The 6,284-nt window shown below is 74.3% G+C and carries 6 protein-coding genes and 1 pseudogene; 4 read left to right on the forward strand and 3 right to left on the reverse strand.

From position 1 onward, the window contains the following. Both DZG00_RS10960 and DZG00_RS10965 read left to right on the forward strand, forming a co-directional pair. A pseudogene (locus DZG00_RS10960) lies at positions 1 to 250 on the forward strand (serine/threonine-protein kinase); the annotation flags it as partial. Further along, on the forward strand, positions 247 to 891 hold the full coding sequence (locus tag DZG00_RS10965; protein ID WP_119455620.1) for a hypothetical protein: 645 nt from the start codon (positions 247 to 249) through the stop codon (positions 889 to 891). The pseudogene DZG00_RS10960 and the gene DZG00_RS10965, both read left to right, overlap by 4 nt. 147 nt (positions 892 to 1,038) lie before the next feature. On the opposite strand, the gene DZG00_RS10970 is transcribed toward DZG00_RS10965, so the two are convergent. The 3 genes from DZG00_RS10970 to DZG00_RS10980 form a co-directional block, all read right to left on the reverse strand. Further along, positions 1,039 to 2,121: a 1-deoxy-D-xylulose-5-phosphate reductoisomerase gene (locus DZG00_RS10970; protein WP_119382328.1), complete on the reverse strand. Its 1,083-nt coding sequence runs from the start codon at positions 2,119 to 2,121 to the stop codon at positions 1,039 to 1,041. A gap of 9 nt (positions 2,122 to 2,130) precedes the next feature. Next, on the reverse strand, positions 2,131 to 3,138 hold the full coding sequence (locus DZG00_RS10975) for an FKBP-type peptidyl-prolyl cis-trans isomerase (protein WP_233549091.1): 1,008 nt from the start codon (positions 3,136 to 3,138) through the stop codon (positions 2,131 to 2,133). 125 nt (positions 3,139 to 3,263) lie between these two features. After that, positions 3,264 to 3,749, reverse strand: coding sequence for an OsmC family protein (locus DZG00_RS10980; RefSeq protein WP_119382330.1), 486 nt, complete (start codon positions 3,747 to 3,749; stop codon positions 3,264 to 3,266). Positions 3,750 to 3,820: 71 nt separating this feature from the next. Between DZG00_RS10980 and gabT the strand changes: the two genes are divergently transcribed. Next, positions 3,821 to 5,236 carry a 4-aminobutyrate--2-oxoglutarate transaminase gene (gene gabT, locus DZG00_RS10985; protein WP_119382331.1) on the forward strand — a complete coding sequence of 472 codons (1,416 nt, stop codon included), beginning with the start codon at positions 3,821 to 3,823 and terminating at the stop codon, positions 5,234 to 5,236. Then, positions 5,236 to 6,246, forward strand: coding sequence for an asparaginase (locus DZG00_RS10990; protein WP_119382332.1), 1,011 nt, complete (start codon positions 5,236 to 5,238; stop codon positions 6,244 to 6,246). Before gabT ends, DZG00_RS10990 begins: the two co-directional genes overlap by 1 nt. The last annotated feature ends 38 nt before the right edge of the window (positions 6,247 to 6,284 follow it).

Genomic DNA, 6,284 nt, shown 5'->3' on the forward strand with positions numbered 1-6,284 from the left:
AGGTGCGGATCCCACGGCCAGGACGTCCCCCGCGGGCGTCCGGACCGACGCGGACCGCGCGCCGGCGAAGCGCCGCGGCAGCCGGGCCCTCAGCATCGCCGTCGTCACGGTGCTGGTCGCGGCGGCGGCCGTCGTGGGCGCCGTCGTCATCCCGTCGCTGTCCGACCGAGACACCGCGTATCCGCCCGTCCCGGGCCCCCTCGGCGCCAGTCTCGAGGAGCTGCAGAAGAGCGTGGAGGACGCCCCGTGATCCGCACATCCACCCGCCCGGCACCCGGTGCCCTCGTGACCCATGGACGGCGCTCGCTCCGCGGGCGTGCCGGCGTGGGGCTCGCCGCCGCGACGACGGCCGTCCTGCTGCTCGCCGGCTGCGCGGGCTCGTCGACGCCCGAGGACCGCGCGCTCGACGACCTGCAGCAGCGCACGCTGTCCGTGACGCAGTCGTCCGCCGACGGCGACTACGCCAAGGCGCTCGCCCAGCTCGAGGAGCTGCGCGCGGCCGTCGAGGCCGACCTCGCCGACGCGTCCATCGACCAGGCGCGGCACGACGACGTCGTCGCGCGCATCGACGCGGTGCGCGCGGAGCTCGAGGCGGCCCGGGACGCGGCGGAGTCCACGCCCTCGCCCTCGCCGTCGCCGTCCGAGAGCCCGTCCCCGTCGCCCTCACCCTCGCGGACCGCGACGCCATCGCCCTCCCCCACGCCGAGCCCGACCCGCACGGCCACGCCCAGCCCGCCGTCCTCCCCGGACCCCGACCAGGGCGACGACGACGGCGGATCCGACGACGGGAACGGGAACGGCGGAGCCGGGAACGGCAACGGGAACGGCAACGGCAACGGGAACGGCAACGGCAACGGGAACGGGAACGGGAACGGGAACGGGAACGGCTGAGCCGGGACCAGGACGGGTGCGGGGACTCGGACGCGGACGGCTGAGCCGGGTGCGGTCTGACGGCCGCGGGGACGGGTCAGCGCCGGTCGGGCGCCTCTGCCGGAACGGGTCGGATGGCCCGAGCCGGGACGCGTCCGGCCGGGTCGGTCAGATCCCGAGCACCCGGTCGGCCTCGGCGCGGGCCCAGCGCTCCGCGTCCGCCAGCGACTCGCGCGTGAGCGGACCGGACGCCGGTTCGTGGGCGTCGACGACGCGACGGATGGTGTCGACGATGTCGAGGAAGCCCGCGCGCCCGGTGTGGAACGCCTGCACCGCCTGCTCGTTCGCGGCGTTGTAGACGGCCGGGTACGTGGATCCCGCGGCGCCGACCTGCTTCGCGAGCAGCACGGCGGGGAACGCCTCGTCGTCGAGCGGCTCGAACGTCCAGGTCGCGGCGCGGGTCCAGTCGATGGGCACGCCGATGTCGTGCATGCGGTGCGGCCAGTTGAGGCCGAGGGCGATGGGGAGGCGCATGTCCGGCGGGGACGCCTGCGCGAGCGTCGACCCGTCGATGAACTCGACCATGGAGTGCACGAGCGACTGCGGGTGCACGACCACGTCGATGCGCTCGTACGGCACGTCGAAGAGCAGGTGCGCCTCGATGACCTCGAGGCCCTTGTTGACGAGCGTCGACGAGTTCGTCGTGATGACGAGGCCCATGTCCCAGGTGGGGTGCGCGAGCGCCTCGCGCGGCGTGACGTGCTCGAGCTCGGCGCGCGTGCGGCCGCGGAAGGGGCCGCCGGACGCCGTGACGACGAGGCGCCTGACCTCATCGGCCGTGCCGCCGCGGAGCGCCTGCGCTATGGCCGAGTGCTCCGAGTCGACGGGGACGAGCTGGCCGGGCGCCGCGAGCGATCGCACCAGCTCGCCGCCGACGATGAGCGACTCCTTGTTGGCGAGGGCGAGGGTGCGGCCCTCCTCGAGCGCGGCGAGGGTCGGGCCGAGCCCGACGGATCCGGTGATGCCGTTGAGCACCACGTCGGCGTCGACCGAGCGGACCAGCTGCTCCGCCTCGTCCGCGCCGAGCGCCGTGTGCTCGACGCCCGCGACGCGCGCCTGCTCGGCGAGCGCCTCGCGCTTGCTGCCGGCGCCGAGCCCGACCACCTCGAACAGCTCCGGGTGCCGCGCGACGACCTCGAGGGCCTGGACGCCGATGGAGCCCGTTGATCCGAGGATGATGACGCGGCGCACGGCTGCTCCCTACTGGCCTGCGGCGGCGGGCTGGGTGCCGAGGATGTCGACGACGAACACGATGGTGTCCGAGCCGCCGATGTCCTCGCCGGAGCCGGCGTCGCCGTAGCCGTCGGAGGGCGGGATGATCGCGATGACCTGCGAGCCGACCTTCTGGCCGACGAGCGCCTTCGTGAACCCGGGGATGACCTGCGACGTGACGAACGTGGCGCTCTGGCCGCGCTCCCAGCTGGAGTCGAAGACCTTCTTGGTGTTCCAGTTGATGCCCGTGTACTGCACGGTGACGCTCGCGCCGTCAGTGACCTCCGCGCCGTCGCCGACCTTGAGGTTCGCGATCTTCGTCTCCGTCGGCGGGTCGGCGTCCGGGATGGTGATGGTGGGGGCGCCGTCGTCCGCCAGCGTGACCGTGGGGAAGCCCTCGGGAGCGGGCTGGTCGACGCCGTCGGCGCGCGTCGCGGCCTGGCTCAGCACGTCGACGACGATGACGATGGGGTCGTCGGCGCCGAGGCCGAGCTGCGTGGCCTGCTCGCCGGCGAAGCCGTCGGCGGCGGGGACCACCGCGACGATGCGGGATCCGACCGTGGTGCACTCGACCGCGCGGACGACGCCGGGGACGAGCGCGCCGTCGTTCATGGTGGCGGGCAGCGGGGTGTCCGCGTTGTAGGCGAGCTGCGAGATGGCCTCGCCGGTCGTGCCGTTGTAGGCGGCGAGCGCGATGTTCGCGGTGGCGCCGGCCGCGATCTCCGCGCCGTCGCCCTCGGTGACGACCGTGCGCTCCGTCGTGTCGACCGTGAGCGGCGCGTCGACCGTGACCTCGGGGGCCGTCCCGAAGTCGCCGGAGACCTTGACCGACTTCGACGCGTCGCCCGACGGGGTGTCGATGCAGGACGCGCCCGCGGTGCGTGCGCCGGCCGTCGGGCTGGCGGACGGATCCGCGTTCGGCGTGCCGCTGCCGGAGCAGGCGGACAGCGCCAGGACGGCGGCCGCGGCCAGGGTGAGGGGGATGCGTCGCTTCACGTGAGTCGCTTTCATCGGCGCGCCGGACGCACCAGGTCTGTAGGAGGGACCCGCACAGTCTGCCCGACCCGGCCGGGGACCGCCTGACAGGGGCGGGCGACGGGCGCCGTGACCCGGGCGGCGGATCAGTCGTCCGCGGCGCCCGCGAGCACGGTCCGTGGCTCGTGGTGCACCGGGAAGTTGACGCTGGAGGCGATGAAGCAGCGCTCGGAGGCGCCCTGGTGGAGCGACGTCGCGAGCTCGACGTGCGCCGGATCCCGCACGGTGACGACGGGCCGCAGGGTGACCTCGACGAAGTGCCCGCCGCCGTCGTCCGTCTGGCGCATGGTGCCGGTGGGCTCGTCGCTGTAGCCGACGACGACGACGCCGGCCATGGCGGCCGCGTGCAGGTAGCTGAGCAGGTGGCACTGCGCGAGCGAGGAGATGAGCGTCTCCTCCGGGTTCCAGCGGTCGACGTCGCCGCGGAACGGGCGGTCGGCGGATCCCGGGAGGTCGGGCTTCCCGGCCGCGCGGACGACGTGGTCGCGGCCGTAGGAGCGGTAGTCGGACGTGCCGGATCCGCGGTCGCCCGTCCACTCGAGGGACAGGGCGTACCGGTGCTCGATCTGCATGCGATCACGCTAGCGAACCGGCCGCCCGCCCTTCCGGCGCGGCGCCATCGCGCCGGTAAACTCGCCGGATCATGACAGACACCCTGGACTCCGCCCTCGTCGGCACTCCTGCCGGCTCCGCCTCCGACTCCCCCGCCGCGTCCGCCCGCGCCGCGCGCCCGCAGGTGCCGCAGGAGCGACGCATCGTGACGGAGATCCCGGGGCCGCTCTCGCGCGAGCTGCACGAGCGCAGGAAGCGCGTGGTGCCGCCCGGCGTCTCCTCCCTGCTCCCCGTCTACGTCGCCCGCGCGCACGGCGCGATCGTGGAGGACGTGGACGGCAACCGCTTCATCGACCTAGGAGCCGGCATCGGCGTCACCACCGTCGGCCACACCCGGCAGGAGGTCGTGGACGCCGCGGCCGAGCAGCTCGGCGACGTGATCCACACGCTCTTCACCGTGACGCCGTACGAGGAGTACGTGCGCGTGGCGGAGCTGCTCGCGGAGCACACGCCGGGCACGCACGAGAAGCGCACCGTGCTCGTGAACTCGGGCGCGGAGGCCGTGGAGAACGGCGTGAAGATCGCGCGCAAGCACACGGGCAGCCGCGCTGTGGCGGTGCTCGACCACGGCTACCACGGCCGCACCAACCTCACGATGGCGATGAACTACAAGGCGTCGCCCTACGGCACCGGCTTCGGGCCCTTCGCCGGCGACGTGTACCACGCGCCGAGCTCGTACCCGTATCACGACGGCCTGACGGGCGCCGAGGCCGCCGCCCGCACCATCTCGTACCTCGAGAAGCGCATCGGCGCGACCGACCTCGCGTGCGTCGTCGCCGAGCCCATCCAGGGCGAGGGCGGCTTCATGGTGCCCGCGGACGGCTTCCTCCCCGCCCTCCAGGAGTGGTGCACGGCGAACGGCGTCGTGTTCATCGCCGACGAGATCCAGTCGGGGCTCGCGCGCACCGGCCGCTTCTTCGCGAGCGAGCACCTCGGCCTCGTGCCGGACCTCGTGCTCACCGCCAAGGGCATCGCGGGCGGCCTGCCGCTCGCGGGCGTGACCGGCCGCGCCGAGATCATGGACTCCGCGCTCCCCGGCGGGCTCGGCGGCACGTTCGGCGGCAACCCCGTGGCCGCGGCCGCCGCGGTGGCCGTCTTCGAGGCCATCGAGACGCACGGGCTGCTCGACGAGGCGACGCGCATCGGCGACCACCTGCACCACGCGCTCGCGGACCTGCAGGATGAGCACGACATCATCGGCGACGTGCGCGGCATCGGCGCGATGGTCGCCATCGAGCTGGTGCAGCCCGGCACCGGATCCACGACGAAGGAGCCGAACGCGGAGGCGGTGTCGGCCATCGCGGCGTACTGCCACGCGCACGGCGTGATCATCCTCACGGCCGGCACGTACGGCAACGTGCTCCGCTTCCTGCCGAGCCTCGCGATCTCCGAGGAGCTGCTCGACGACGCCCTCGGCGTGCTCGCCGACGCGTTCCGGGCGCTCTGATGGCGGCTGCCGTCGAGACGATCCCCGTCCAGGGCGCCGTGGAGCTCGCGGTGCTCGACCGCAGCGGCTTCGTGGAGTCGCGCCACATCGGCGCGGCCGTCGTGCTTTCGCCCGAGGGCGAGGTGCTGCGCGAGGTCGGCGACGCGACCACACCCGTGTTCCCGCGCTCGAGCATGAAGCCGTTCCAGGCGCTCGCCGTGCTCGCGAGCGGCGCGGAGCTCACCGAGGAGGAGCACGTGCTCGCCACGGCCAGCCATGCCGCGACCGCGCGGCACGTGGAGGTGGTGCGCGGGATCCTCGCGAAGGCCGGCCTCGACGAGTCCGCGCTCCGCTGCCCCGCCGACTGGCCGCTCGACCGGGCCGCGCGCGACGAGCTCGTGCGCGCCGGGATCCCCGCCTCCCCCGTGTACATGAACTGCTCGGGCAAGCACGCGGCGATGCTGCTCGCGTGCGTGACCAACGGCTGGTCGACCGACGACTACCTGCACCCGGACCACCCGCTGCAGGTGCGGATCCGCGACGTCGTCGAGCGCTTCACGGGCGAGCGGATCGCCACCACGGGCGTCGACGGCTGCGGCGCGCCCGTGCACGCGATGTCGCTCACGGCGCTCGCGCGCGGGATCCACCGCATCGCGACCTCCGCGGCCGGCTCGCCGTTCGCGCTGTACCGGCACGCCGCGGCGCTGACGGCGGCGGTGCGCGCGCACGGCTGGGCGATCGACGGACCCGGCCGCGCGAACACGGTCGTGATCGAGCGGCTCGGGCTGTTCGCCAAGGGCGGGGCCGAGGGGATCATGATCATGACCGCCCCCGACGGCACGACCGTGGCCTCGAAGACGCTCGACGGCAGCCTGCGGGCGTCCACCATCGTGGCGCTGGAGCTGCTCGCCCAGGCGGGCGCGATCACGCGGGACGACGTGGAGCGCGTGCGCCCCGAGCTCGACCTCGCGGTGCTCGGCGGCGGGGTGCCGGTGGGCGAGATCCGGGTGTCGCCGGCGCTCATCGGCTGATCCCGGCGGGCTGCGCGCGGCGCGGGTCCGGCGGCGTG

This window comes from Clavibacter lycopersici (genome assembly GCF_003576405.1).
Lineage (GTDB): Bacteria > Actinomycetota > Actinomycetes > Actinomycetales > Microbacteriaceae > Clavibacter > Clavibacter lycopersici.